Raw genomic sequence first — 26,423 nt, forward strand, 5'->3', positions numbered from 1 at the left:
GTATTCACCGCCCCCGGATAAGGCTCAGATTTTACCGTTTTTTTCGCGTTCAGCGACTTCTGCGTTTAACTCTTCCAGCTTAGCAGACATTATTTCACGGCAGTGGGTCGCCAGCTTACGCACAGAGGCGGTCTCAAACTGGGCGGTATCGACCGGTGGCAGCATCTCTACAATCACCAGGCCATTCTTCCAGCGATTCATATTAATTTTGCCGTGGGTATTAGAGACCACGATCGGGATAATCGGTACGCCGGCAGCAACAGCCGCGTGAAACGCGCCGGTCTTAAACGGCAGCAGTCCGCGACCACGGCTGCGCGTACCTTCCGGGAACATCCAGAACGAGATACGCTTCTTTTTAAACTGCCCGACAATCTCTCCAATCGTGCCGTGTGCTTTGGCACGGTTATCACGATCGATCAACAGGTTGCCTGTCAGCCAGTAGAGCTGCCCGAAAAACGGGATCCACAACAGGCTCTTTTTGCCTACGGTCACGGTGGTCGGCTGTACGATTTTCGCTGCCGTGATCATGTCATAGTTGTTCTGATGGTTTGCGATGTAGATAGCATTACCATAATTCGCTGCTTCTGCGGGCCTGCGCAGTTCAACTTTAACGCCCAGCACTCCGGAGAGCCGGCCAAAAAGATGGCCAAACGTCGCCACATGGCGCGGGTTGCGCGGTGAAAACAGGCACCAGATGCTGCCGAATACACAGACCAGTATGGAATAAATGATAATAATTATTGCGCGTAAAATTAGTAGCATAGCGTCCTCAAAAAAGTACTCCTTTGCAGATAACCCGATTACTCTGCAGCTGCGTCACGCTTGGGGCGTGCCGGCGCATTGACTTCAACGCTGTCAATACGCTGCAGGCCGCGTGATACGCTGCCACGACGGCCGCGATCGGCACGCACTTTTTGCAGATCTTCATCGCGCAGGATCAGCTTACGTTTACCCACATAGAGAGTAAGGGTGCTGCCCGGCGTCAGAATCAGTAGCCACTGCAGCCGGTCGGCGCCGGAGGCGGCGTCTGCGGCAGGAATAGAGATAATTTTATTGCCTTTGCCTTTTGACATTTGCGGCAGGTCAGCCACCGGGAACATCAGCATTCTGCCCGCCTGGGTAATGGCCAGCAGCATGTCATCACCGGAGTTGACCGCCAGCGGCGTCATGACGCGGGCATTTTCCGGCAGCGTCAGCAGCGCTTTACCGGCCCGGTTGCGCGATACCAGATCGGCAAAGGTGCAGATAAAGCCGTAACCGGCATCCGAGGCCATCAGCAGCTTCTGATCGTCCGCTTCCATCAGCACCTGTTCCATGACCGCGCCCGGCGGAAGCGTCAGCTTGCCGGTCAGCGGTTCGCCCTGCCCGCGCGCCGATGGCAGGGAGGTGGGATCGAGCGTATAGCTGCGTCCGGTGGAGTCAATAAACGCCACCGGCTGATTGCTCTTGCCGCGCGCGGCCGCGCGATAGCTGTCTCCCGCTTTGTAGCTCAGGCCGGTGGGGTCGATATCGTGCCCTTTGGCGCTGCGCACCCAGCCCATCTGCGACAGCACGATGGTCACCGGCTCGGCGCTTACCAGCTCATTTTCGCTCAGCGCTTTGGCTTCTTCGCGCTCATGCAGCGGTGAACGACGCTCATCGCCGTACGCCTGACTGTCAGCCTGCAGCTCTTTCTTCAGCAGGCTGTTCATTTTGCGTTCAGACGCGAGCGTAGCCTGCAGCTGATCGCGCTCTTTCTCCAGTTCGGCCTGCTCGCCGCGGATTTTCATCTCTTCGAGTTTCGCAAGATGGCGCAGCTTCAGCTCCAGAATCGCTTCTGCCTGCGTTTCGCTGATTGCAAAGCGCGACATCAGGACCGCTTTGGGTTCATCTTCACTGCGGATGATGTGGATCACATCATCAATGTTCAGAAACGCAACCAGCAGCCCCTCAAGGATATGCAGGCGGCGCAGCACGCGCTCAAGCCGGTAATTCAGGCGGCGCGTGACCGTATCGCGCCGGTAAATCAGCCATTCAGAGAGGATTTCCAGCAGGTTTTTCACTGCCGGACGGTTATCCAGACCAATCATGTTCAGGTTAACGCGGTAGCTCTTTTCCAGATCGGTGGTGGCAAAGAGATGATGCATGACCTGATCGAGATCGACGCGGTTTGAGCGCGGTACAATCACCAGCCGCGTCGGGTTTTCGTGATCGGATTCGTCACGCAGATCCTCAATCATCGGCAGTTTTTTGTTACGCATCTGGGCAGCAATCTGCTCCAGCACGCGCGCGCCGGAAACCTGATGCGGCAGCGCGGTGATCACTACCTCACCCTCTTCTTTTTTCCAGACAGCACGCTGGCGGACCGATCCGCGCCCGCTCTGGTAGATCTTGCGGATCTCTTCACGCGGCGTAATGATCTCGGCTTCCGTCGGATAGTCGGGCCCCTGCACGATATCCAGCAGCTCATCCAGCGTGGTTTTGGGTTTGTCGATCAGCCGTACTGCAGCTTCTGCTACTTCACGCAGGTTGTGTGGCGGAATGTCCGTTGCCATGCCGACGGCGATACCGGTGGTGCCGTTAAGCAGAATGTTGGGCAGCCGCGCCGGCAGCATTTTGGGTTCCTGCAGCGTGCCGTCAAAATTCGGGATGTAATCAACCGTGCCCTGACCCAGCTCGCTGAGCAGCACTTCCGCATATTTAGAGAGGCGCGATTCGGTATAGCGCATCGCGGCAAAGGATTTGGGATCGTCCGGTGCGCCCCAGTTACCCTGACCATCAACCAGCGGATAACGATAGGAGAACGGCTGCGCCATCAATACCATCGCTTCATAACAGGCGCTATCGCCATGCGGATGATATTTACCCAGCACGTCACCAACGGTGCGCGCTGACTTCTTAAATTTGGCGCTGGCGCTCAGGCCCAGCTCTGACATGGCGTAGACGATACGGCGCTGCACCGGCTTCAGACCGTCACCGATATAGGGCAGCGCGCGATCCATAATCACATACATGGAGTAATCCAGGTACGCTTTTTCGGTAAACTTGTGCAGGGCAAGACGCTCTGCACCATCCTGCGTCATTTCGCTCATTACGTTTGCATCCTCACTTCGTGGCCCGCACCGGCGGGTCATTTGGCGAGGATAGTACCTTATTCACGCGAGTTAGTCACAGAGAAGCCGTGTCTCTGCGGCAGAAAGGTTTGCGTTAAAAAACAACAGTACAGTAAACGAATCTGGCTGTTTTAAGCCGTTGAGAAAACGCGGATTTCCCGCAGCAAAAAATGCCGTTACTCTGTACCGCATCAGGGCGCTGTACCGAGCCATTCTTTCTGGATCGCCGCATATTCGCCCGTCGCCGTTGCCAGATGCAGCCACTGATCCACATAGAGTTTCCAGCTCATATCATCGCGCGGCAGCATGTAGGCTTTTTCGCCATACTGCATCGGCTTATCCGGATTAATGGCGCAAAGCGACGGATAGTGCTGCTGCTGAAACTGTGCTTCAGACGCGTCGGTGATCATCACATCCGCTTTTTTATCTGCCAGCTGCTGAAAGATGATCGTATTTTCTGCCAGCTGCAGCGTAGCCTGCGGCAAATGGCTGTGCACAAAGGCTTCGTTGGTGCCCCCGGCAGGCTCAATCACCCGCACCTCGCGCCGGTTGATCTGCTCAATGGTCTGATAGCGCGCTTTGTCCTCACAGCGCACCAGCGGAATTTTGCCATCTGTTCCCAGCGGTCGGGCAAACCAGGCGATTTTCTGGCGTTTCAGCGTGACCGATACGCCACCCAGCGCGATATCACACTGGCGGGCAACAAAATCGGCACTCAGCGTTTTCCAGGTCGTCGGCACCCAGGCTACTTTGGCCCCCAGGCTGGCGGCCAGCGACTGCGCCATGCTGATATCCAGCCCTTCGTAGTTACCGTCACTACGCAGAAAGCTGTAGGGCTTATAGTCGCCGGTGGTACAGACGCGCAGCGTCTGCTGTTGCTGAATGAGATCGAGACGTGACTGTGCCTGAGCCGCGCCTGCTACCAGCAGCAGCGCGACAGTTACCTGTTTTTTCATGGTCTCTTCTTATTTTTAATGATGGGTTGCGCACAGAGTGTTTCACAGGCCGGAGCATTATTGCTTTATAAGCAACAGTATTGTGACCCGTGGCACATTTTTCTGTGCGGCTTTCACGCGTAAAGTGGGCCGCATCAAACTAACATTCAGGTGCAAAACATTATGAGCAACATTCTGATCATTGACGGCGGCAAAACCTTTGCTCACTCAAAAGGCGAGCTCAATCATACGCTGACTGACGTTGCGGCCAGCCAGCTGCGCGATCTGGGTCATCAGGTCTCTGTCACGCTGGCTGACAGTAACTACGACGTCGCAGAGGAGATCCGGAAGTATCTGGACAGCGATGTGGTGATCTATCAGATGCCGGGCTGGTGGATGGGCGAGCCGTGGACGGTAAAAAAATATATTGATGAGGTCTTTACCGAAGGGCACGGTAAACTCTACGCCAGCGATGGCCGCTCACGCAGCGACGCCGGCAAAAAGTATGGGTCCGGCGGCCTGATTCAGGGTAAAAAATATATGCTGTCGCTGACGTGGAACGCGCCGCTGGAAGCCTTTACCGAAGCCGATCAGTTCTTTGAAGGCGTGGGCGTGGATGGCCTCTATCTGCACTTCCATAAGGCGAATCAGTTCCTCGGAATGGAGGCGCTGCCCACCTTTATCTGCAATGACGTTATCAAACAGCCCGATGTGCCGCGCGATATTGCACGTTATCGGACTCATCTCAGCGCAATCTTTGCTTAACTGTAAGCACAACGGGAAAAGAGGAAGCGCTATGTTAACGGTCGTCGCTGAAATTTGTGTTAAACCGGGTCGTCGTCAGGCGGTGCTGGATGCAATTAATGAGCTGATTCCGGCGGTACTGCAGGAAGAGGGTTGCCGTCAGTATGATGCACTGCTCGACCATCAGGCACAGGTGCCGTGGAAGCAAAATTCACCCGACTCCATCTTTATGCTGGAGCAGTGGGCGTCGCTGCGGGCGCTGGAGCAGCATCAGCAGATGCCGCATATGGATGCACACCGCGCCCGAATCAAAGATGATGTAGTGGATGTGAAAATTCTGGTGCTGGAACCGGCCAGCTGACTTTTCCTGAGACAACGCTCTGGCTAAGCCGGAGCGTCTGTCACCCTGATGCCTAAATCAGCTGCTGACGCTGGATTTTCTCCTGCAGGAAATCAAGAAAGCAGGTGACGCGCGAGCTCAGCGTCTGATTGCGATAGTAGACGGCATGCACCGGCAGGCGTAACTCCCGGGTTTCGCTGGCCAGCACATCCATCAGCCGCCCCTGTTCACGATCTTCCCGGCTGACAAAATCAGAGAGTCTGACAATGCCCAGCCCCTGCAGGGCCAGCTGACGCAGCGTTTCGCCGCTGGAGGCGGTCAGAGTCGGCTTAATACGCAGGAATTCGCCCTCCTGCTGCCAGACGGGCCAGATATTATGGGTATCCAGCTGGCTAAAGCCAATCAGCTGATGCTGGCTCAGCGCGGCCACGCTGCCGGGTACGCCATGTTTTGCCAGATAGTCCGGGCTGGCGACCAGCCGTGTAGCGCTGCTGCCTAATACTCTGGCGCGCAGCGTCGAGTCACGCAGTTCGCCGATGCGAATCGCGATATCGGTTTGCTGTTCCAGCAGATCAATAACGATATCGTCTGTGTTCAGTTCAAGCTCAATTTGCGGATACTGTTGCCGGAACTCCGCCAGCAGCGGCACAATCACGTGCAGCATAAAGGGCGTATTGGCGTTAATGCGCAGTCGACCGGCGGGCGTCTCACGCCGGCGGGCAATCTGCTCTTCGGCCCGCTCAACGGATGTCAGGATCTGGCGGGCGTGCTCAAGAAAAATAACGCCTTCATCGGTCAGCGCCAGACGGCGCGTGGTGCGATGCATCAGCGTGGTCTGTAGCTTACTCTCCAGCCGGCTGAGCGCGCGGCTGATGCCGGAAGTGGTCTGCTCCAGCTGTTCTGCAGCGGCGGTAATTGAACCGCTGTCAACCACCGCCACCCATGCGCGCAGCTCTTCGAGCGTAATCTTCACCGTGTTATCCTCAGCGCGCGTCGCCACGATTAAACGTCGAGATCGGCGAGATCGCCTTTCTCCTGCAACCAGTTGCGGCGATCTTCAGACCGTTTCTTCGCCAGCAGCATATCCATTATGCGCAGAGTCTGTTCAATATCTTCATCTGCAATCGTCAGCTGTACCAGACGCCGGGTGTTCGGATCGAGTGTGGTTTCGCGCAGCTGGAGCGGGTTCATTTCACCCAGGCCTTTAAAACGCTGCACGTTAGGCTTGCCTTTTTTCCGCTTCAGCTGCTCCAGCACGCCCTCTTTTTCATCTTCATCCAGCGCATAGTAAACCTCTTTACCAAGATCGATACGGTAGAGCGGCGGCATCGCGACATAGACGTGCCCGTGCTGCACCAGTGAACGGAAGTGCTTCACAAACAGCGCGCACAGCAGCGTGGCGATATGCAGGCCATCGGAGTCCGCATCCGCCAGGATACAGATTTTGCCGTAGCGCAGCTGGCTCAGATCTTCGCTATCCGGATCGATGCCAATCGCCACGGAGATGTCATGCACCTCCTGCGACGCCAGCACTTCATCAGAAGAGACCTCCCAGGTATTCAGGATCTTACCTTTCAGCGGCATAATCGCCTGGTATTCGCGATCGCGCGCCTGTTTGGCCGATCCGCCCGCTGAGTCACCCTCAACCAGGAACAGCTCGGTTTTGTTCAGATCCTGGGCGGTGCAGTCTGCCAGTTTGCCCGGCAGCGCCGGTCCGCTGGTGAGCTTTTTACGCACCACTTTTTTCGCCGCGCGCATACGGCGCTGTGCGCTGGAAATCGCCAGCTCAGCCAGCATTTCTGCCGCCTGCACGTTCTGATTCAGCCACAGGCTGAACGCATCTTTCACCACCGCCGAAACAAAGGCCGCACACTGACGCGACGAGAGACGTTCTTTAGTCTGACCGGCAAACTGCGGATCCTGCATTTTTACCGATAACACATAGGCGCAGCGATCCCAGATATCTTCCGCTGACAGCTTAACGCCACGCGGTAAGATATTGCGGTATTCACAGAATTCGCGCATGGCATCCAGCAGTCCCTGACGCAGACCGTTCACGTGCGTGCCGCCCTGCATGGTCGGGATCAGGTTAACGTAGCTTTCCGTCAGCAGCTCGCCCCCTTCCGGTAACCACAGCAGTGCCCAGTCTACCGCCTCCACGTCGCCGGCAAAGCTGCCTGTAAACGGCGTTTCCGGCAGCGTGGGCAGCCCGTTGACCGCCTCACTCAGATAATCGGTCAGACCATCCTGATACAGCCAGGTCTGCTCGCTGTTATTCACCTTATCTTTAAAGACAATCTCAACGCCGGGACAGAGTACCGCTTTCGCTTTGAGCAGATGTTTCAGACGTGATACGGAAAAGCGCGGGCTGTCGAAGAAGCTGACATCAGGCCAGAAATGGACGCTGGTGCCCGTGTTACGTTTGGCGACCGTACCTATCACTTTGAGGTCTTCAACCTTTTCGCCATGCTCAAAAGCGATACGATAAACCTCGCCATTACGCCGAACGGTGACTTCAACCCGCGTGGATAGCGCGTTGACAACCGAGATGCCCACACCGTGCAGGCCGCCGGAAAACTGGTAGTTTTTACCGGAGAATTTACCGCCTGCGTGCAGCCGGCACAGGATCAGTTCAACTGCCGGCACGCCCTCTTCCGGATGAATGTCCACCGGCATACCGCGTCCGTCGTCGATCACTTCCAGCGACTGATCGGCGTGCAGGATCACCTCGACCCGGCTGGCATGGCCCGCCAGCGCTTCATCCACGCTGTTATCGATGACTTCCTGGCCCAGATGGTTTGGCCGGGTGGTATCGGTATACATTCCCGGACGACGACGCACAGGCTCAAGGCCGGTTAAGACCTCAATCGCGTCAGCATTATAGTTTGATTGGCTCATTGTATTTGTCTGATGAACAAGAGGAAAAGGAGCCCATGACGCAGCTTAGGAGAGGGATAGCCCCAGAAAATCTACTATCTGCGTAAAATGGCGTTCAAATCCGATAAAGGCGTGATTGCCGCCCTCTTCAACCGTCTGCCGGCATGCGCTGTAGTAATTCAGCGCCTGGCGATAGTCGAGGATCTCATCGCCGGTCTGCTGCAATAACCAGAGCAGATCGGGCGCGTCAAGCGGGTCAATCTGCATCACTTTCAGATCGTAAATATGGCGTGACTCTAACACATATTGCTGGCCGGTGTAGGGATTACGGTTCTCGCCCAGATAATCCGTCAGCAGCTCAAACGGGCGAACGGCCGGATTCACCACCACCGCCGGCAGCATGAAACATTGCGACAGCCAGGTCGCAAAATAGCCGCCCAGCGACGAGCCAACCAGCCCCAGCGGCTCCCCGGTATGCTGCATCACGAGCTCTTCCAGCAGGCTGGCGGCCTCTTCCGGAAAAGCGGGCAGCTGAGGCACCAGAACATTAATGTGCGGCTGCTCTGCGGCACACCACGCCTGCAGCTGCGTCGCTTTGGCTGATTGCGGCGAACTGTTAAATCCGTGCAGGTAAAGAAGCGTTGCCATCAATCAATACCCATCCGAGTCGAGGTCAGGCCGGAACATATCGCTTTGCAGACGATTCACTTCTGTATGCAGTGAGCCATCCGCCTCTAACGTCAGCCAGCGCCAGCCTGGGGCCAGCGTGTCAATGGTAAAACTGGTGCAGTGGGGTTTGAACTGAACGCAGGTAGAAGGCGAGGCCAGTACCCGACGCCCCTGCCAGCGAAGATCGAGCTCCTGATGAATATGGCCACACACCAGATGTTGCGCCTGCGGAAAAGCCTGTAATACCGCTTCCAGCTGATGCGGATTGCGCAGGCTATGCTGGTCGAGCCAGGTACAGCCGGAGGGCACCGGATGATGGTGCAGCAGTATCAGCGAGTGCCGCTCAGGAAACCGCGCGAGGGACTCTGCCAGCCACTCCAGCTGATAGTCGCTCAGCATGCCGTGCGGCACGCCAGATACCTGGCTATCCAGCAGCAGCAGCTGCCACTGCTCGCCCAGCAAAACATGTTTATCTGCCGCAATCCCTGCTTCCGCAAGGGTGTTCACCATGGCTGGCTGGAAGTCATGATTGCCAGGCAGCCAGACGCAGGGCTTTTGCAGGCGGGAAATGCCGGTAATAAAATGCTGGTACGCTTCCACGGTATGATCCTGCGCCAGATCGCCGGTCGCGATAATCAGATCGTATTCGTGCTGCTGTGACGCGATAGCATCAAGCACTGCATCGAAGCTTGCCCAGGTATTCACCCCCAGCAAAGATTGGTGCTTCCCTGCGAAGAGATGGGTATCAGTGATCTGCAGGATCCGGATGGCGGATCCTGGTGCCGCAGGAAGAGTGAGCAGGCTATCCAAAGCGTTTCCTTAATCTCCACGCCATCAATGCGTCAGACGCGTTTAGCAAACAGGCACGGCCAGTGCGCCGTGCGCCAGGCAGTAGCGCAGCCAGTCAGCCAGAAACTGGTTAATCTGATGTTTTTCATCACGCTGATGCAATTTTTTATTAGGATAATCATAACGTGCTTTAAAGCGATAGATCTGCTGTGTGGAACACACTTCGGCGACCATCGCATCGTGATAGAGCCGTACTGACATTGCGGGCAGGCTCCAGTAGCTTACCGCAGGCGCAATCTGACGGATTTCAACCAGCGTAGTGTAACGCGTTGATTCCTCTATCGTCAGCTGATAACGGGCGCCGTTGACCTGATAGATCACCGAGGCGCCTGCTTCATCACTGCGCGGCAGCAGGCGACGCAGCTGCGCGAAGTTCGTTTCGCACAGGCGCATCATTTCGGGAAAATCAGGGGTATAGCGCTGTTTCATTTTACCGTCCACTCACGTCGTAGTCTTTCATGGTGCAACGCCAGCCATTGCAGCGCAATGACAGAAGCTGCGTTATCAATAATCCCCTCTTCCACCCAGCGGTAAGCCTGTTCGCGGCTGACCACATGCACGAGAATATCCTCATTCTCTTCCTCCAGCCCATGGTTCCCTTCTGCCAGGCTGGCATCCACTTCACCCACCAGCACTGATAACCGCTCAGAAGTGCCGCCAGGGCTGGCTAAATAACTGATAACGGGTTTAACGCGCCCGACGTTCAGGCCCGCCTCTTCCTGTGCTTCGCGTCGCACCACGGCTTCCGGCGTTTCTCCGGGCTCAATGATACCTGCCACCATCTCCAGCAGCCAGGGTGTGGCGCTGGAATCAAGAGCCGGAATGCGGATCTGTTCGATTAAGACGACTTCGTCACGCAGGGGATCATAGGGTAGCAGCACGGCAGCGTGTCCGCGCTCGAAAACTTCACGCACCACTTCACCACTCATTCCGCCATTAAAAAGACGGTGGCGAAAGCGATAGCTGACGATGGAAAAAAAACCGTCATAACGGGTATCGCGTGCAATAATTTCTACATCGTTTTTTGTGAAAGTCACAGGGGATTTTTTTTCGCCCGCCATCGTCTGGTTCCTTATGCAGATTGGGATAGAACATCGAAAAGCCAACCCTGGTGCTCTGTCCGAGTGGTTCTTTCTGAATTATTTACGTAAATTAGGGAAAGAAGGCACGTTCAGCCAACCTATCTCTGACAGCGCCTCTGTAAAATCGGCGATTATTTTTTTGGCTTAGCAGCAGCACTTTTCGCGTCACAGGCTGCAACAAAAGGAATGCAAATGAAAAAACTGCTCCCATTTTTTATTGGACTGAGCCTGGGCGGATTCAGCCTTGCCAGCCAGGCAGAAAACCTGCTGCAGGTTTATCAGCAGGCGCGCCTGAGCAATCCCGATCTGCGCGCCTCTGCCGCCGATCGCGACGCCGCGTTTGAAAAGATCAACGAAGCGCGCAGCCCGTTGCTGCCGCAGCTGGGTCTGGGTGCAGATTACACCTACAATAATGGCTATCGCGATAGCAGCGGTCTGAACACCACCACTAAAAGTGCCTCGCTGCAATTAACGCAGACGATTTTTGATATGTCAAAGTGGCGTAGCCTGACGCTGCAGGAAAAAACCGCTGGCATCCAGGATGTCACCTACCAGGTTGCGCAGCAGGATCTCATCCTTAATACCGCGACCGCCTATTTCAACGTGCTGAATGCGATTGATACGCTCTCTTATACCGAAGCGCAGAAACAGTCTATCTATCGCGAGCTGGACCAAACCACGCAGCGCTTTAATGTCGGCCTGGTGGCGATTACTGATGTGCAGAACGCCCGTGCACAGTATGACAGCGTGCTGGCAAATGAAGTGACGGCCCGAAACACGCTGGATAATGCGGTTGAATCACTGCGCCAGATCACCGGGATGGATTACCTCTCCCTGGCATCGCTGAGCATTGACCGTTTTAAAACTGCACGCCCTGATGCGGTCGCCAGCCTGCTGAAACAGGCTGAGAGTCGTAACCTCAACCTGCTCTCTGCGCGTCTGAGCCAGGATCTGGCGCGTGAACAGATCCGCTATGCTGAATCGGGCCATATGCCTACGCTGGATCTGACCGCATCCACCGGTCTGTCTAACAATAAATATAGCGGCAGCCGGGCGAATCAGAGCATCACCAACAACGACTCCATATCGGGTTCAAATCAGGTTGGCCTGAGTTTCTCCTTACCGCTCTACAGCGGCGGTTCAGTGACCTCGCAGGTGAAACAGGCGCAGTACAATTTTGTTGCCGCCAGCGAACAGCTGGAAGGTGCGCATCGCAGCGCGGTGCAGACCGTACGCTCCTCGTTTAACAACGTGAATGCGTCAATCAGCAGCATTGACGCGTACAAACAGGCGGTGATCTCTGCGCAAAGCTCACTGGACGCCTCTGAAGCAGGCTATCAGGTGGGTACCCGTACGATTGTTGATGTCCTGGACGCGACCACCACGCTGTTTAATGCTAAACAGCAGCTCTCTAACGCGCGTTACAGCTATCTGATTAACCAGCTGAATATCAAATATGCGCTGGGTACCCTCAATGAACAGGACCTGCAGCAGCTGAACAGCGCGCTGGGTAAAGAGGTAACGACCTCACCTGAAGTGGTCGCGCCGGAAAACAGCCAGCAGACCGCACAGGCCGACAGTGCACCGCAGGCGGCAGCCTCCGCACCGGCGGCACCTGCTCAGCCGGCAGCACGCAACAGTGGCAATCCATTCAGCCGCTGATACGCCAAGGGGCCCCTGCGGCCCCTTTCGCATTTGAACGTATAGGTACGTAAAGATCCGCAGCCTGTCAGGCTTCTCGCTTTAAATCCCCCCTTGCATCACCTATCCTGACGTCAACTCTGGGTACAGGATAATCACTATGAAACGGACCAAAAATATCCGTCATGCCGCTTTTCGTAAAGGCTGGCAGGCACGTCATCTTACGCCCGTCGCGCTGGCAGTAACCGCCGTATTTATGCTGGCAGGCTGCGAACAGAGCGATGAAACGGTTTCGCTCTATCAGAACGCTGACGACTGTGCGAAAGCCAATCCGGATCAGAGCAGTCAGTGTAAAGCTGCTTATAACAATGCGCTGAAAGAGGCGGAACGTACCGCGCCTAAATATGCCTCACGCGAAGATTGCGTGGCGGAATTTGGCGAAAACCAGTGTCAGCAGGCTCCGGCTCAGGCGGGCGCGGGCACCACCGCAAATAATGCCGAAGCCCAGCACAGCGGCGGCTTCTGGATGCCGCTGATGGCTGGCTACATGATGGGACGCATGATGGGTGGCGGCGCCGGTTTTGCGCAACAGCCGCTGTTCTCCCCGAAAACGCCAGCCAGTCCGGCTAACGGACAGTTTGTGGACGCCACCGGTAAAAACTATGGCTCAGCCACCTCTGGCCGCACCATGAACGTGCCTAAAACCGCTATGGCACCTAAACCGGCCACCACCTCCACCATTACCCGCGGTGGCTTTGGTGAGACGGTCGCGAAGCAAAACAGTATGCAGCGCAGCAGCGCCAGCGGCACCAGCAGTCGCTCGCTGGGGGGCTAAGCGCCGTATGCAACGTATTGCTATCAGCGAGCGCCCGGACTGGCGCGCAAAAGCCACTGAATATGGCTTTCAGTTTCACACCATGTATGGCGAGCCCTACTGGTGTGAAGAGGCCTATTATCAGTTTACGCTGGCGCAGGTGGAGACGCTGGAAACCGTTACGGCAGAGCTGCATCAGATGTGCCTGCAGGCGGTGGAAAAAGTGGTTAACAGCGATGCGCTGCTGACCCGCTTCTGCATTCCGAAACACACCTGGGATTTTGTCCGCGAATCCTGGGCGCAGCGTCAGCCCTCGCTCTACTCCCGCCTTGATTTAGTATGGGATGGCAGCGGCGACATCAAGCTGCTGGAAAATAACGCCGACACGCCGACGTCACTCTATGAAGCCGCGTTTTTTCAGTGGATCTGGCTCGAAGATCAGCTTAAAGCGGGCAATCTGCCGGCGGGCAGCGATCAGTTCAACAGCCTGCAGGAGAAGCTGATTGAGCGGTTTGCGGTTCTGCAGCAGCAGCACGGCTTTAACTTGCTGCACTTTGCCTGCTGCCGTGATACGGAAGAGGATCGCGCGACGGTACAGTATCTGCAGGATTGCGCCACAGAAGCGGGGCTTCCCGGCGAGTTTCTCTATATCGACGAGATTGGACTGGGCGAAAAAGGCCAGTTTACCGACCAGCACGATCGCGTCATCAGCAACCTGTTCAAGCTTTATCCCTGGGAGTTCATGCTGCGGGAGGTGTTTTCGACCAAGCTGGCCGATGCCGGCGTACGCTGGCTGGAACCCGCCTGGAAAAGCATCCTCTCCAATAAAGCGCTGCTGCCGCTGCTGTGGGAGATGTTTCCGGATCATCCCAATCTGCTGCCCGCCTGGTTTGCGGATGACAGTCAGGCGCCGCAGATGGATAAATATGTGGTGAAGCCGCTGTTCTCCCGTGAGGGTGCGAACATTCGCATTATCGAAAACGGCAATGAAATCGCACGTGCTGACGGTCCCTATGGCGAAGAGGGCATGATTATTCAGCAGTTCTGTGCGCTGCCCAAATTCGGTGACAGCTATACGCTGATTGGCAGCTGGCTGATAGACGATCAGCCGGCGGGTATCGGCTTACGTGAAGATCGGGCGCTGATCACCCAGGATCTGTCTCGCTTCTATCCCCATACCTTTATCGGTTAGTCCGGTGGCGCATTCCGGTGCGCCATATTTATGCCTGCGGCTGACGCAGGCCGCTACCCCACCTGCGCTGACAGCATACTGATCGCGCCCATCTCCATGCCTTCAACCGGCACGCTGACCGCCTCACCCGCTGCGCGTGCGCCCAGAATATAGAGCAGCGGCAGATAGTGTTCAGCCGTCGGATGCGAAAGCGCCGCGCCCGGATGCTGCTGATAGTTAACCAGCGGATGATCGCCCGCCGCAGCGTCGCTGCGCAGATTATCACGCACATACTGGTTAAACCCGTCGGCCCACGGATACACCGGCGCAGCCCCCTGCCACTGCAGCTTGCGCAGGTTATGCACCACGTTGCCGCTCGCCACCAGCAGGATCCCTTCATCGCGCAGCGCAGCCAGTTTACGTCCTGCCTCAAAATGCCACTCAGCAGAACGGGTACTGTCCACGCTGAGCTGCACCAGCGGAATATCCGCCTCAGGATACATTCTGGCCAGCAGGCCCCACGAGCCGTAATCAAACCCCCAGCTCTCATCTTTTTCTGTCAGCGGCAGCAGCTCTGTCACACGCTGCGCCAGCGCAGGCGATCCGGGCGCCGGGTAGCGCACGTCAAACAGCGCCTGCGGAAATCCGCCAAAATCGTGAATGGTGCGCGGCTGTTCCATGGCCGTTACCCGCGTCCCGCGCGTGTACCAGTGCGCCGAGATAGCAAGGATAGCGCGCGGCCGCGGCAGATCTCTGCCCAGCTGCTGCCATACCCGGGTATAGCGATTTTCTTCCAGCACATTCATCGGGCTGCCATGACCCAGAAACAGAGCAGGCATACGACCGTCACGCATTTTCATACCTCATCGCTGTTGCTTTCATGCGCAATACGATACGCGCTTACATGAGCCTGTGAACGCGGAGATACGTGAGCATGTCTGTCAGCAAATTTGAACAAGCGTAAACGACATAACTTTACGCTTAATAACTCGATATTTTATAAGGTTAATTATAATGTAACTGGTAATCATTATCATCGTGGAGCGTGCTATGTCGGTGCCTTTACTGCTCACTGTTCTGGCCGGTGGTGCTACCTTTATTGGCGCCCTGTTCGGCATCCTCGGTCAAAAGCCTTCAAACCGCCTGCTTGCTTTTGCGCTTGGCTTCGCAGCCGGCATTATGTTGCTGATCTCGCTAATGGAGATGCTGCCCGCGGCGCTGCATACCGCAGGCATGTCGCCGATGCTGGGGTACGGTATGTTTATGCTTGGTCTGATCGGGTATTTCGCCATGGATCGCCTGCTGCCGCATCAGCATCCGCAGGATCTGATGGCCACTCACGGGCGTCCGGTTAACCTGAAGCGAACCGCCGTGCTGCTGACGCTGGGTATCAGCCTGCACAATTTTCCTGAGGGGGTGGCCACCTTTGTTACCGCCAGCAGCGATATGGAGCTGGGGCTTGGCATCGCTTTAGCCGTGGCCATCCACAATATTCCTGAAGGACTGGCGGTTGCCGGGCCGATGTATGCGGCGACCGGTTCCAAAGCCAAAGCGCTGTTCTGGGCCTGTATTTCCGGTATGGCGGAGATTCTGGGCGGCGTCATCGCCTTTCTGCTGCTGGGGCCGGCGCTGTCGCCGGTCGTGATTGCCGCCATTATGGCCGCCGTTGCAGGAATTATGGTTGCGCTCTCGGTGGATGAACTGATGCCGCTGGCGCGCGAGATCGATCCGCACAACAACCCGAGCTATGGCGTACTGTGTGGAATGACGGTGATGGGGCTGAGTCTGACACTGCTGCAGACCGCCGGCGCTGGCTGATTTTCCGGGCTCCGGCTGGTCTGCTTTTCTCTACCGGCGTTAGCTGGCCTGGCGGGTATCGCGCTGGCGGCGATAAGCCACCAGATCTTCGATAGTCACTACCGGCATATCATGCTGCTGCGCAAAGGCGATCGCTTCAGGCGCGCGCGCCATGCTGCCATCGTCATTGGTCAGTTCGCACAGCACGCCTGCCGGTTTAAAGCCCGCAAGCGTAACCAAATCGAGCGTGGCTTCGGTATGACCGCCGCGCGTCAGTACGCCACCTTCGCGCGCGCGCAGCGGGAAAACGTGTCCCGGACGGTGCAGGTCAGCCGGTTTAGCGTTATCGGCAATTGCGGCGCGGATAGTGGTGATGCGATCAGCCGCAGAGACGCCGGTGGTTACACCCGCAGCGGCTTCGATCGTTACGGTAAACCCGGTGCCGTAAGAGCTGGTGTTGTTCTCGACCATCATCGGCAGATCGAGCTGCTGACGGCGGGCCTCATTAATGCAGAGGCAGACAATCCCGCTGCCGTGGCGGATAGTCAGCGCCATCTGCTCTGTGGTCATGGTTTCGGCGGCAAAAATCATATCGCCTTCGTTCTCGCGATCTTCATCGTCAAGAACCATCACACCGCGACCGTTACGCAGTGCGTCAAGTGCACGTTCTACACGCTGTTCCGGCGTGCCAAATTCAGAAAGAAGCGTCTGATTCATGGTAATTAACCTTAAAATATTATGAGTTACCAGAACCAGGGCGAGCTTAGGAGTGCGTGAAAAATACACATGGCAAAAACGTGACGCGGGCCTGAACCCGGCTGATGTCGTTACCCTCTCCCATCCGGACTTTAACCGTCGGCCCCGGAATCACACCGGATCTGCTGTCCTTTTACACGGAGGCAAAAGCGCTCGCGGGCTTTCAGCAGAAGCTGATTTACCGCCGGTGGGGAATTTCGCCCCGCCCTGAGAATAAGCAAAATCACTATAGCGTTATTCACCGGGACGGGCAATCGACAAAACGGCAATTGCTTTTGCACATCATGCGTTGCGGATTTCGGGTTTAACCTTTTTGGTTCTGGCATTACACTTACTTCTTGTACCGTCGGAAAACGTGCTGCTCACAGCCACCGCAATCAGGAAATAACCATGATCGACACAAAAAAAATTGAACAACTGGCGCGCCAGGTCCATGAAGCGATGCCGAAAGGTATCCGCGACTTTGGCGACGACGTGGAAAAGAAAATCCGGCAGGTTCTGCAGGCGCAGCTGACCCGTATGGATCTGGTTAACCGTGAAGAGTTTGATGTGCAGACTCAGGTCCTGCTGCGCACCCGCGAAAAGCTGGCAGCCCTGGAGCAGCGTCTGGCAAAACTGGAGAGTGAAAGCCCTGCGGCACCGGCGCCAGCCGTCGTAACGCCCGATCCGGCCGGTAAAATCGATACGCCACAGTAAATATTATCAGCCGGGTGGCTGCTGCCCCCCGGCTGTCTGCTTAGTGACTGCGGATTGTTTTAATAATATTGGTGGTGGAGATGCCATCTTCAAAGTTAAGCACGCGTACGTCACCGCCGTTCGCCCACACTTCTTTACTGCCTGCGATATCTTCCGGCTTGTAATCTCCGCCTTTCACCAGCAAATCCGGCAGCACATCGGCAATCAGACGCTGCGGCGTATCTTCTTCAAACAGAACGACCCAGTCTACTGCTTCCAGAGCGCTCAGCACGATCATCCGGTTTTCCTGTGGATTAACCGGCCGGGTTTCGCCTTTAAGGCGTCTGGTTGACGCATCGCTATTCACCGCAACAATCAGCCGATCGCCCAGCTTGCGGGCATTGGCGAGGTAAGAGACGTGCCCTGCGTGCAGAATGTCAAACACGCCGTTGGTCATTACCACTTTCTCGCCGCGCTGACGCGCCTGGGCAACAGCGGTTTTCAGCTCGCTCTCCGTCATCACGCCAAAGCCGCTTTCCGGCCGCGCATGGATAGCGTTTTCCAGTTCCACCGTACTGACGGTTGACGTCCCCAGCTTGCCCACCACAACGCCTGCCGCCGCATTGGCAAGGAAACAGGCGTTTTCCAGCGTATCACCCGCCGCAAGGACCGCAGCCAGCACACCAATGACCGTGTCGCCGGCACCGGTCACGTCATACACTTCCTGCGCCTGCGTCGGCATATGCAGAGGCGCTTTGCCCGGCTGCAGCAGCGTCATGCCATTTTCTGAACGGGTCACCAGCAGCGCTGAGAGCGCATAATCAGCGATCAGCTGCATACCCCGGCTGACAATGTCCGCTTCGGTTTTACATTTGCCGGCTACGGCTTCAAATTCAGACAGGTTTGGCGTCAGCAGGGTCGCGCCACGATAGCGCTCAAAATCGGTGCCTTTCGGGTCGATCAGTACCGGTACGCCCGCTTCGCGGGCCAGCCCGATCATGGTCTGTACGCTGCTGAGCGCCCCTTTAGCGTAGTCTGACAGCACCAGTGCACCAGCCTGCGACAGCGACTGACGCATACGATCGTGGATGGGCTGCGGATCGACCTGCTCAAAGCCCTCTTCAAAATCCAGCCGGATCAGCTGCTGATTGCGCGACAGCACGCGCAGCTTGGTGATGGTGGGATGCGTTTTCAGCGCGACAAAGTCACAGCTGACGTTAACCTGCTCCAGCGTGCGGCTCAGTACCTGCGCGGCATCATCCTCACCGGTCAGCCCAATCAGACGCGATGCGGCGCCCAGCGCGGCAATGTTCATTGCCACGTTGGCCGCGCCGCCCGGACGTTCTTCAATGGTATCGACTTTGACTACCGGCACCGGCGCCTCAGGTGAAATGCGGCTGGTCGGGCCATACCAGTAGCGGTCCAACATCACATCGCCAACAACCAGTACGGTGGCCTTGCCAAACGCGGGCAGTGTTACTTTCATTTCAGAGACTCCAGACTACGCTCAAAATATTGCGCGGATAATACCATATACCCGCCGCAGGGTAAGATGCTGCCGCACGCCTCAGCTGTCAGGCTCAACCGTGCCCAGCCAGCGCTGCCAGCTGACGTTGACAATCCCGCGCTCGCGGGCAAAACGCTCCGGTGCAACGTGACCCGGCAGCGCCTGCAAAGCCAGATGATGCAGCGCATCACGCAGTGTGACATACGCATCCGTCAGCGCCTGGGCCTCCTGCGCGGGCATGATATCGTGCTGCGCCATCAGAGCAAAAATGCGCACGTTATCTGACCAGCGCGTCAGGGCTGGCTGATGCGCAGCTGACGCTAAGACCAGATACTGGGCAATGAATTCAATGTCAGTGATACCCCCTGCATCTGTTTTTATCTCCCAGCGTCCTTTATGTTTGTTGCTCAGATGCGCCCGCATCTTTTCACGCATTTCGCGTACTTCAGCCCGCAGCGCTGCGGTTGTACGCGGCAGACTGAGGATAGCGTGACGGATCTGCGTAAAACGCGCCATCAGTGCCGGTTCACCAAAGACAATCCGCGCGCGCACCAGCGCCTGATGCTCCCAGGTCCAGGCATCATTGCGCTGATACGCTTCAAAAGCGTCAAAGGTGCTGACCAGCATCCCAGCGGAACCAGAAGGACGCAGGCGGGCATCCACCTCATACAAAATACCGGAAGCGGTACGGGTGCTGAAGAGATGCATGATGCGCTGCGCCAGGCGCAGATAAAACTGCCGTCCGTCGATGACGCGTTCACCATCAGTCTCTGCGCTCTCCGGACAATCATGCAGAAATACCAGATCGAGATCGGAACTGTAACCCAGCTCCCAGCCCCCCAGCTTGCCATAGCCGATCACGGCAAAGCCGCGCTCGTCATCGTGCGTCAGATGCGAAGGCCGGCCATAGCGCTGTACCATCATCTGCCAGGCCTGCTGCACGACGGATTCAATGATCGCCTCTGCCAGCCAGGTTAAGTGATCGCTTACTTTCATTACCGGCAGCGTCCCGGCGATATCGGCTGCGGCAATACGCAATAGCTGTGCCTGCTTAAACTGGCGCACCGCCTCCAGCTGCTGCTCTTCATCCTCTGCCGGAATACGCAGCAGATATTGCCGCAGTTCGTCCCGGTAGGCGTCGGTAGCGGTGGGCTGATACAGCGTGGCGGGATCAAGCAGCTCATCCAGCAGCAGCGGATAGCGGGCCAGCTGGCTGGCCACCATCGGCGAGGCGGCACACAGGCGGATCAGATGGCGCAGTGCGCCATGATACTCGGTCAGCAGCTCCAGATAGGTGCTGCGCGTCAGCACCCCCAGCAGCAGCGGCGTCAGACGTTCCAGCACGCTGTCAGCATCCTCCCGCGGGGAGATTTCACCCAGCAGGCGCGGCATCAGCTGGTCGAGGGCCAGCCGCCCGCGCGGCCCGATGGTGCGCCGGCTGGCATCCTGCCGGAAGTCATTAAGGACGTAAAAAAAGCGCTGCCGCTGCGTGTCAGACAACTGTGGCACCACCGGCGCCAGCTCATGTTCCTCCAGCGTGTCCTGCCAGAGAGCAGCAAACTCCGCCAGCTCAGGCTGGTCGTCAACGTCCGGGGCATCGTCGCCAATCAGCTCATCAAACACCCTGCGTACATCGGCCATATGCGCCGTCAGCTGTGCCGTCAGCGCTTCCCAGTCGGCGCAGTTCATCGCCCATGCCAGACGTTGCCGGTTGAGCGCATCCTGCGGCAGCGTCTGCGTCTGCTCATCATTGATGCTCTGCAGCAGGTTCTCCAGCCGGCGTAAAAAAAGGTAGGCGTCATGCAGCTGACCGACCTGCTGCGGACGCAGCAGCTCCAGATCACCAATGGCCTGCAGCACCGGCAGCAATGAGCGCCCCTGAAGTGAGCGCTCACGTCCGCCACGTATCAGCTGAAATACCTGCACAATAAATTCAGTTTCGCGGATGCCGCCTGCGCCCAGCTTAATGTTATCTTTCAGGCCACGGCGGCGCACTTCACGCGCGATCATCCCTTTCATATTGCGCAGCGACTGAATCACGCTGAAGTCGATATAGCGGCGATAGACAAACGGCCGCAGCATCTGCTGCAGCGCCTGGCTCCATTCGCCGCGATCGTCGCCCATCAGGCGCGCTTTAACCATGGCGTAGCGCTCCCAGTCACGCCCCTGCTCCTGGTAATAGTCCTCCAGTGCCGCAAAGCTCATCACCAGCGGACCGCTGTCGCCGAACGGGCGCAGCCGCATATCCACGCGGTAAACAAAACCATCGACGCCAGGCTGATCCAGTACTTTTATCAGGCGCTGCCCCATGCGGGTAAAAAACTGTGCGTTGTCCAGCTCGCGTCGCCCGCCACGCGTGACGCCATTCTCCGGCCAGGCAAAAATCAGATCGATATCAGAGGAAAAATTGAGTTCTCCGCCACCCAGCTTGCCCATGCCGAGGATCAGCAGCGGCTGCGGCTCACCCGCCTCGTTGCAGGGCGTGCCAAAATCGCGACAGCAATCCTGCCACACCCGATCGCGGGCGGCCGCAATCAGGCTTTCTGCCAGAACGCTGAGTTGCGTCAGGCTCTGTTCGGTTGTGGCGTGCTGCAGCGCCTGCATCCAGGCGATACGTACCAGCATATGCCGGCGAAACAGGCGCAGCTCACGCATCAGCGCGGCCTCGCTATCCGCCTGCTGCAGCGCCTGCTGCAGCCACAGACCATAGTGCTGCCATTCATCAGGCTGAGGAGGCTGCTCCTGCAGTTGCAGCCACCATGCTGGCTGCTGCTGCAGGTTATCCACGATAAAGTCACTGAAGGCCAGCGCGCCAGCCTGCTCAGACGTCAGCGCCGACAGCGGCAGCTGCAGGCGTTCTGCGATGCCGGCCAGCTGCGCCTGCATCAGCGAAGGTAACGGTAACTGCATCCTCTCTCCCTGAATTTTACATGAGGTTGTTAACGCCTGACGCCGCTGCTCAGCCAGAATGGCGGCTGGCGTATGGCCATCGTAGCGAGCTGGATCAGGCCGTGCTGCTGTTTTTCCCGGATGGCGAGCTGCAGTTCCTGCCAGCCAGCCATCCACTGGCATACCTCTTCAGCGGGATAGGCCGCCGCCAGCAGGCAAACAGCCAGCAGCTGTCGCTGCAGGCGCGTGGCCTTATCCTGAAACTCGCCGATCAGTTTTACATCCGTAAAGGTTTCCCGCAGATCCGCTGCCACGCGGCTCAGCATGATGTCGCAAAAGCGTTTATAAGAGCCCTGCAGCTTGATCTGATTTTTGCTGTCGATCCACGGCTGCCACTGTGCTTCTGCCAGCCAGCACGTCAGCGCCATCTGCGCTTCTACGGAGGTGGCAGAGAAACAGAGGGTTTCCGCGCTGATAGCTTCATCCTGCAGCAGTTCCTCCAGCCGGGTCAGTTTCTGGCGCAGATCGCTGTTAGCCTTACGCGGCACCAGCGCACCAAACAGCGAAAATGCCTGTCGCAGCGTTTCCAGCGCCTCCAGCACAGCCTGCCGCGCTGCCGGGTTACCGCGCAGCCAGACCTCTTCATGATACTGCCAGTGATCCAGCGCGGCGCTGAGCGCAGCGACCATCCCCTGCTCTACTGTTGCTTTTGGTGTCACTTTCAGCAACGGCAGTGCCCGAACCGGACGCAGTGCGTCGCCCTGCGCCAGCTGATAGCCGCGCGCAGCTTTGCTCAGGCTGCCGGGACGCAGTCCGCCGCCCGCAGCCAGCGTCTGCGCAAGTCTGAGCAGATCGGCCGGTGTACCCTGTTTAAGCTCCAGCTCAACTTCCCGCAGCGGTTCGCTAAGCTCCCCGGCCGCCACGCTGCCCTGATCGAAGGCAATTTCAATAATGCTGTCACCTGCCTGTACCGTCCAGGTTTCGCGCCGGAAATGGGTGCTGAATAGCGGCTGCAGTCGCTGCTGCAGGCGGGCAATGTCGGTACCCTGCGGCCAGATTTCTGCGGGCAGGCGGGCGATATCAAGCTGTGGTGCCGTCATCTCCACGTTGTACTCCGGGCGCTGGTGCAGACCGCCCAGCGTCTGACCCGCGGTCTTAAGCGTCATCTCATAACGCTTGTCCACCCCCCGGATGCGCAGCCCCATATCCCAGCGGCGCAGCTGGTTGTCGTCTGTTTCATAGTAGATATTCGTCAGCTCGCGAGCGGCTTCATGCTGATGTGGCCAGGCGGCCAGCGTCTCTGCCAGAGTAGCGGCAGCCTGCGGGGTGGCAATGAACTTTAATTCGATTTCAGTGGTCATAATTTTTTATTTACTACGCTGCTGGCACTTATACGGTTAATCTGGCGAGAGTAATGCACCACAAGCACGCTGTCTCGGCTTTCTTGTGCTTTTACGCCCCTTTTCCCGCCGGATTGAGACCAGGATAGTTCTCATTCAGATTTATGCGAGGCAACTCCAGACTGTGCCGGTAAATTTACGCCCATCAAGAAAACACGACATCGAATGAAAAAAATTACACTTGCCGCCCTTTCTTTGCTGGCTTTCAGCGCCATCACCCCCGCTCACGCTGCCGATGAAAAGCGTTATATCTCCGATGAATTATCGACCTGGGTACGCAGCGGTCCGGGCGATCAGTATCGCCTGGTCGGTAAGCTGAACGCCGGGGAAGAAGTTACCGTGGTGCAGACCAACAGCGATGCGCAATACGCGCAAATTCGCGATGCAGAAGGCAAAACCAACTGGATCCCGCTGTCGCAGCTAAGCGCCACCCCGAGCCTGCGTACCCGCGTGCCGCAGCTGGAGCAGCAGGTTAAAGATCTGACCGACAAGCTGGCTAACATTGATAACAGCTGGAATCAGCGCACGTCAGAAATGCAGAACAAAGTCGCTAACAGCGACGGCACAATCGATGGTCTGAAACAGGAAAACCAGAAGCTTAAAAATGAGCTGATTGTGGCGCAGAAAAAAGTGAGCGCAGCCAACGTACAGCTGGATGACAAGCAGCGCACCATTATTATGCAGTGGTTTATGTACGGCGGCGGCGTGCTGGGCGTTGGCCTGCTGCTGGGTCTGCTGCTACCGCATATGGTGCCGCGCCGTAAAAAGAAAGATCGCTGGATGAATTGATCCGCCGTACGCCAGCCGTTTTTTCAGGGGGGATCGCCAGATGCCCCCTTTCCCATGCCCGCTTTTCCGCTAAAGTATGCAACAATTATGAAACACGCGCCTGACGCGCAGTTATCTGAATACCTCTGGAGTTGTTGAGTGAAAACCTTTCTGGTCGGTGGTGCAGTGCGTGATGCTTTACTGCAGCTGCCGGTAAAAGATCGTGACTGGGTGGTGGTTGGCGCCACGCCTGATGAGATGCTGGCGCAAAATTATCAGCAGGTAGGCCGCGATTTTCCGGTCTTTTTACATCCGCACAGTCGGGAAGAGTATGCGCTGGCGCGCACCGAGCGCAAACAGGGCAGCGGCTACACCGGCTTTATCACGCATTTTGCGCCCGATGTCACGCTGGAGCAGGATCTGCAGCGGCGCGATCTGACCATCAACGCCATCGCGCAGGCGGAGGATGGCAGCCTGATCGATCCCTGCCACGGCCAGCGCGATCTTGCCAGCCGCACGCTGCGTCACGTTTCGGCAGCGTTTAGCGAAGATCCGCTGCGCGTGCTGCGCGTGGCACGGTTTGCCGCCCGCTATGCCCACCTCGGTTTTCGCATTGCCGCTGAAACGCAGACGCTGATGGCAGAGATGGCCGCCAGCGGCGAACTGGCGCACCTGACGGCAGAGCGCGTCTGGAAAGAGACGGAAAACGCGCTGCTCACGCGCAACCCGCAGGTCTATTTTCAGGTACTGCGAGACTGTGGCGCACTGCAGGTACTTTTCCCGGAGATTGACAATCTGTACGGCATTCCAGCCCCGCCGAAATGGCATCCTGAGATTGATACCGGTGTGCATACGCTGATGACGCTGACGCTGGCAGCCGCGCTCTCTGATGAGCTGGACGTGCGCTTCGCTACGCTGTTTCACGATGTCGGCAAGGCGCTGACCCCGCCGGAAAAATGGCCGTCGCATCACGGTCATGGTCTGGCCGGTGTACCGCTTGTCGCCGCCCTGTGCCAGCGGCTGCGCGTCCCTAATTACGTGCGCGATCTGGCGCTGATCGTGACCGAGTTTCATGACATCGTACACACCATTGAGCGACAGTCAGCCGCGGCGCTGGTGGCGCTGTTTGATCGCATCGACGCCTGGCGTAAGCCGGAGCGGGTCGAAAAAATGGCGCTGACCAGTGAGGCAGACGCGCGCGGGCGTGCCACGCTGGAGAGTATGCCCTATCCGCAGGGTAACTATTTGCGTCAGGCGTTTGCGCTGGCACAGGCGGTACCGGTGCAGCAGGTGATCGCTGCGGGCTTTAAAGGGGCAGACGTGCGGGAAGAGCTGAGCAGGCGCCGGATTGCGGCTATTGAAGAAGGGCTGATCGGTGCGCGGCCGGCATAGCCCGCCGCGCGACCGCTATTACATAAACACGGCGTAGACCGCTGCTGCAACGATAAAGCGATAGATCGCGAACGACACAAACGAGATACGCTTGATCAGCTCAAGGAAGACCTTGATCGCCAGCAGCGCCACGATGAATGCGGTAATAAAGCCCACCGCGAACATCGGGAAATCCTGCATCGTCAGGAAGCCCATGCTTTTATAGAGATCCAGCACGGTCGCGCCCATCATCATCGGCACGGCAAGAATGAACGAGAACTCCGACGCTGCGTAGCGGCTGACGCCCATCAGCATACCGCCCGAAATCGTCGCACCCGAGCGGGAAAAGCCCGGCCACAGCGCCAGACACTGGAAGCAGCCAATCATAAACGCCTGACGATAGGTGATATCATCCACGCCCACCGCTTTTGGCTGTTTCGGCTTCAGGAATTCCGCGGCAAGCAGCAGCACGCCGCCCACGACCAGGGCATACATGACGTTAATCGGATTAAACAGCGTTTTGATCTGATCGTGCAGCAGTAAACCGATCGCCACCGCCGGGATCATCCCGAGCAGAATGTGGATCAGCGTCAGCTTACCGGTACCGGTACCTTCATGGCGCTCCTGACCAAAATGGATGCCAATCAGGCCAAACAGGCGTCGCCAGAACATCACGACCACTGCCAGAATTGATCCGAGCTGGATCACCACTTCAAACGTCTCTGCTTTATCACCCTCAAATCCCAGCAGGTGCCCGACAATAATCATATGGCCTGTGGATGAGACCGGCAGAAACTCGGTCAGCCCCTCGACAACCCCGAGGATCGCAGCGACCCACAGCTGATGCATATCTGCCATCAAAATTTTCCCCTATCCGTTTTAAACAGTAAAAAGGCGGTCGCAAACTGCTACCGCCTGAAATTATGCCGGCGTTGATCTGAAGAAAACCTTAGGGTTTTCTGCCACTTCGCTTCGCTTAACGCAACGGCCTCAGCTAAGACACACCATAATTTGATTTGGTTTCATTGTGATGGCAATCACAGGGG

General features: G+C 57.2%; 24 protein-coding genes and 1 riboswitch. Of the genes, 9 read left to right on the forward strand and 15 right to left on the reverse strand.

Annotation, left to right across the window (positions count from 1 at the left end; translation table 11 throughout):
• Positions 1-24: 24 nt before the first annotated feature.
• The 3 genes from B3041_RS15975 to B3041_RS15985 form a co-directional block, all read right to left on the reverse strand.
• Positions 25-762 (reverse strand): 1-acylglycerol-3-phosphate O-acyltransferase, encoded by a 738-nt coding sequence (locus B3041_RS15975; RefSeq protein WP_065648178.1) that lies wholly within the window; start codon positions 760-762, stop codon positions 25-27.
• A gap of 38 nt (positions 763-800) precedes the next feature.
• On the reverse strand, positions 801-3,071 hold the full coding sequence (gene parC / locus B3041_RS15980; protein WP_292977140.1) for a DNA topoisomerase IV subunit A: 2,271 nt from the start codon (positions 3,069-3,071) through the stop codon (positions 801-803).
• A gap of 212 nt (positions 3,072-3,283) precedes the next feature.
• Complete coding sequence (locus B3041_RS15985; RefSeq protein WP_065648176.1) at positions 3,284-4,048, reverse strand: transporter substrate-binding domain-containing protein; 765 nt, start codon at positions 4,046-4,048, stop codon at positions 3,284-3,286.
• Between the two features lie 162 nt (positions 4,049-4,210).
• On the opposite strand from B3041_RS15985, the gene B3041_RS15990 reads away from it, so the two are divergent.
• Both B3041_RS15990 and B3041_RS15995 read left to right on the forward strand, forming a co-directional pair.
• Positions 4,211-4,792, forward strand: coding sequence for an NAD(P)H-dependent oxidoreductase (locus B3041_RS15990; RefSeq protein WP_065648175.1), 582 nt, complete (start codon positions 4,211-4,213; stop codon positions 4,790-4,792).
• A 31-nt stretch (positions 4,793-4,823) separates the two neighbouring features.
• Positions 4,824-5,132, forward strand: a complete 309-nt coding sequence (locus B3041_RS15995; RefSeq protein ID WP_292977144.1) for a putative quinol monooxygenase — start codon at positions 4,824-4,826, stop codon at positions 5,130-5,132.
• Between the two features lie 52 nt (positions 5,133-5,184).
• Here B3041_RS15995 and B3041_RS16000 read toward each other — a convergent pair whose 3' ends face one another.
• The 6 genes from B3041_RS16000 to nudF are packed head-to-tail and all read right to left on the reverse strand — an operon-like array spanning position 5,185 to position 10,567.
• A complete protein-coding gene (locus tag B3041_RS16000; protein WP_065648365.1) occupies positions 5,185-6,084 on the reverse strand; it encodes a LysR substrate-binding domain-containing protein in 900 nt (299 codons plus the stop codon).
• A 29-nt stretch (positions 6,085-6,113) separates the two neighbouring features.
• Positions 6,114-8,009 carry a DNA topoisomerase IV subunit B gene (gene parE / locus B3041_RS16005; protein ID WP_065648174.1) on the reverse strand — a complete coding sequence of 632 codons (1,896 nt, stop codon included), beginning with the start codon at positions 8,007-8,009 and terminating at the stop codon, positions 6,114-6,116.
• 45 nt (positions 8,010-8,054) lie between these two features.
• Positions 8,055-8,636 (reverse strand): esterase YqiA, encoded by a 582-nt coding sequence (yqiA, locus tag B3041_RS16010; protein ID WP_292977147.1) that lies wholly within the window; start codon positions 8,634-8,636, stop codon positions 8,055-8,057.
• 3 nt (positions 8,637-8,639) lie between these two features.
• On the reverse strand, positions 8,640-9,467 hold the full coding sequence (gene cpdA / locus B3041_RS16015; protein ID WP_292977149.1) for a 3',5'-cyclic-AMP phosphodiesterase: 828 nt from the start codon (positions 9,465-9,467) through the stop codon (positions 8,640-8,642).
• 42 nt (positions 9,468-9,509) lie between these two features.
• Positions 9,510-9,935, reverse strand: a complete 426-nt coding sequence (locus tag B3041_RS16020) for a DUF1249 family protein (RefSeq protein WP_065648171.1) — start codon at positions 9,933-9,935, stop codon at positions 9,510-9,512.
• Positions 9,932-10,567 (reverse strand): ADP-ribose diphosphatase, encoded by a 636-nt coding sequence (nudF, locus tag B3041_RS16025; RefSeq protein WP_065648170.1) that lies wholly within the window; start codon positions 10,565-10,567, stop codon positions 9,932-9,934. Before nudF ends, B3041_RS16020 begins: the two co-directional genes overlap by 4 nt.
• Positions 10,568-10,780: 213 nt before the next feature.
• Between nudF and tolC the strand changes: the two genes are divergently transcribed.
• The 3 genes from tolC (at position 10,781) to B3041_RS16040 (ending at position 14,235) form a co-directional block, all read left to right on the forward strand.
• Positions 10,781-12,250, forward strand: a complete 1,470-nt coding sequence (tolC, locus tag B3041_RS16030; protein ID WP_065648169.1) for an outer membrane channel protein TolC — start codon at positions 10,781-10,783, stop codon at positions 12,248-12,250.
• A 139-nt stretch (positions 12,251-12,389) separates the two neighbouring features.
• Complete coding sequence (locus B3041_RS16035) at positions 12,390-13,064, forward strand: DUF1190 family protein (RefSeq protein ID WP_065648168.1); 675 nt, start codon at positions 12,390-12,392, stop codon at positions 13,062-13,064.
• Positions 13,065-13,071: 7 nt separating this feature from the next.
• Entirely contained in the window at positions 13,072-14,235 is a 1,164-nt protein-coding gene (locus tag B3041_RS16040) for a glutathionylspermidine synthase family protein (protein WP_065648167.1), read from the forward strand.
• 53 nt (positions 14,236-14,288) lie between these two features.
• Here the strand turns inward: B3041_RS16040 and ygiD are convergent, their stop codons facing one another.
• Entirely contained in the window at positions 14,289-15,068 is a 780-nt protein-coding gene (gene ygiD, locus B3041_RS16045; RefSeq protein ID WP_292977154.1) for a 4,5-DOPA dioxygenase extradiol, read from the reverse strand.
• 196 nt (positions 15,069-15,264) lie between these two features.
• On the opposite strand from ygiD, the gene zupT reads away from it, so the two are divergent.
• Positions 15,265-16,032, forward strand: coding sequence for a zinc transporter ZupT (zupT, locus tag B3041_RS16050; protein WP_065648166.1), 768 nt, complete (start codon positions 15,265-15,267; stop codon positions 16,030-16,032).
• Positions 16,033-16,071: 39 nt separating this feature from the next.
• Here the strand turns inward: zupT and ribB are convergent, their stop codons facing one another.
• Complete coding sequence (ribB, locus tag B3041_RS16055) at positions 16,072-16,728, reverse strand: 3,4-dihydroxy-2-butanone-4-phosphate synthase (RefSeq protein WP_292977157.1); 657 nt, start codon at positions 16,726-16,728, stop codon at positions 16,072-16,074.
• A 108-nt stretch (positions 16,729-16,836) separates the two neighbouring features.
• Positions 16,837-16,986: riboswitch (FMN riboswitch) on the reverse strand.
• A gap of 171 nt (positions 16,987-17,157) precedes the next feature.
• On the opposite strand from ribB, the gene ubiK reads away from it, so the two are divergent.
• Positions 17,158-17,463, forward strand: coding sequence for a ubiquinone biosynthesis accessory factor UbiK (gene ubiK, locus B3041_RS16060; protein ID WP_034828368.1), 306 nt, complete (start codon positions 17,158-17,160; stop codon positions 17,461-17,463).
• 40 nt (positions 17,464-17,503) lie between these two features.
• Here ubiK and hldE read toward each other — a convergent pair whose 3' ends face one another.
• From hldE to B3041_RS16075, 3 genes are all read right to left on the reverse strand, one after another.
• A complete protein-coding gene (gene hldE / locus B3041_RS16065; protein ID WP_065648164.1) occupies positions 17,504-18,928 on the reverse strand; it encodes a bifunctional D-glycero-beta-D-manno-heptose-7-phosphate kinase/D-glycero-beta-D-manno-heptose 1-phosphate adenylyltransferase HldE in 1,425 nt (474 codons plus the stop codon).
• Positions 18,929-19,009: 81 nt separating this feature from the next.
• Positions 19,010-21,859: a bifunctional [glutamate--ammonia ligase]-adenylyl-L-tyrosine phosphorylase/[glutamate--ammonia-ligase] adenylyltransferase gene (gene glnE / locus B3041_RS16070; protein WP_292977164.1), complete on the reverse strand. Its 2,850-nt coding sequence runs from the start codon at positions 21,857-21,859 to the stop codon at positions 19,010-19,012.
• A 29-nt stretch (positions 21,860-21,888) separates the two neighbouring features.
• Positions 21,889-23,199, reverse strand: coding sequence for an inorganic triphosphatase (locus B3041_RS16075; RefSeq protein WP_292977166.1), 1,311 nt, complete (start codon positions 23,197-23,199; stop codon positions 21,889-21,891).
• A gap of 204 nt (positions 23,200-23,403) precedes the next feature.
• Between B3041_RS16075 and B3041_RS16080 the strand changes: the two genes are divergently transcribed.
• Both B3041_RS16080 and B3041_RS16085 read left to right on the forward strand, forming a co-directional pair.
• Entirely contained in the window at positions 23,404-24,027 is a 624-nt protein-coding gene (locus tag B3041_RS16080; protein WP_065648161.1) for a TIGR04211 family SH3 domain-containing protein, read from the forward strand.
• Between the two features lie 138 nt (positions 24,028-24,165).
• A complete protein-coding gene (locus tag B3041_RS16085; RefSeq protein WP_065648160.1) occupies positions 24,166-25,398 on the forward strand; it encodes a multifunctional CCA addition/repair protein in 1,233 nt (410 codons plus the stop codon).
• A gap of 18 nt (positions 25,399-25,416) precedes the next feature.
• On the opposite strand, the gene bacA is transcribed toward B3041_RS16085, so the two are convergent.
• A complete protein-coding gene (gene bacA, locus B3041_RS16090; RefSeq protein WP_292977168.1) occupies positions 25,417-26,235 on the reverse strand; it encodes an undecaprenyl-diphosphate phosphatase in 819 nt (272 codons plus the stop codon).
• Positions 26,236-26,423: the final 188 nt, after the last annotated feature.

The sequence above is a fragment of the Pantoea sp. UBA4549 genome, assembly GCF_002387285.1.
Classification (GTDB): Bacteria; Pseudomonadota; Gammaproteobacteria; order Enterobacterales; family Enterobacteriaceae; genus Pantoea; species Pantoea borealis.